We start from the raw sequence: 832 nt of genomic DNA, 5'->3' as shown, positions 1-832 counted from the left end.
TCTTTGGCCCGTAGGCATCATGCGGTATTAGCCATCGTTTCCAATGGTTATCCCCCACATCAGGGCAATTTCCTAGGCATTACTCACCCGTCCGCCGCTCGACGCCGCTATCGTTCCCCGAAGGTTCAGACAACTCGTTTCCGCTCGACTTGCATGTGTTAGGCCTGCCGCCAGCGTTCAATCTGAGCCATGATCAAACTCTTCAATTTAAGATTTTGTTCGGCTCAATGAATACTGAACATTACATAAAGTAATGTTTGAATTGACTGTGCTGAATCCGAAGATTCAATGGTCACTTCGTTTCATTGAAACCTAATTTGATACCGAAGTATCGAATTGGATTATCATCAACGAGTGCCCACACAGATTGATAGGTTTATATTGTTAAAGAGCTTGGCTTTCAGTGCCTTAACACTCAAGCGAGGTGCGTATAATACGCTTTCCACTTTGAAAGTCAACATAAAACTCTAAAAAAGATTAGAACCTTATGGTGACTTGCTTAAATCTTAAGCAAGTGCAAATTAAAGCCTGGCGATGTCCTACTCTCACATGGGGAAACCCCACACTACCATCGGCGCTATTTCGTTTCACTTCTGAGTTCGGAATGGAGTCAGGTGGGTCCAAAATGCTATGGTCGCCAAGCAAATTCTTTAATTCGGAAAGCTGTTTCTGTGTTCTCTACACATTCAATTCTGTTCTTGCTTTGAGTCCATCAAAACCCCTTGGGTGTTGTATGGTTAAGCCTCACGGGCAATTAGTATCAGTTAGCTCAATGCCTCACAGCACTTACACACCTGACCTATCAACGTCGTAGTCTCCGACAACCCTTTAG

At 44.0% G+C, this 832-nt stretch carries 3 rRNA genes; all 3 read right to left on the bottom strand.

What is annotated here, in order from left to right:
* Positions 1-209: ribosomal RNA gene (locus tag UF05_RS08755) — 16S ribosomal RNA — on the bottom strand; the annotation flags it as partial.
* 317 nt (positions 210-526) lie between these two features.
* A 5S ribosomal RNA gene (rrf, locus tag UF05_RS08750) occupies positions 527-642 on the bottom strand.
* Between the two features lie 91 nt (positions 643-733).
* Positions 734-832 (bottom strand): 23S ribosomal RNA (locus tag UF05_RS08745); the annotation flags it as partial.

The organism is Vibrio sp. S457-15 (assembly GCF_000960545.1).
GTDB classification, from domain to species: Bacteria; Pseudomonadota; Gammaproteobacteria; order Enterobacterales; family Vibrionaceae; genus Vibrio; species Vibrio parahaemolyticus.
Note: the sequence above shows the minus strand (reverse complement) of the source record. Positions and strands in the feature narration are given on the sequence as shown.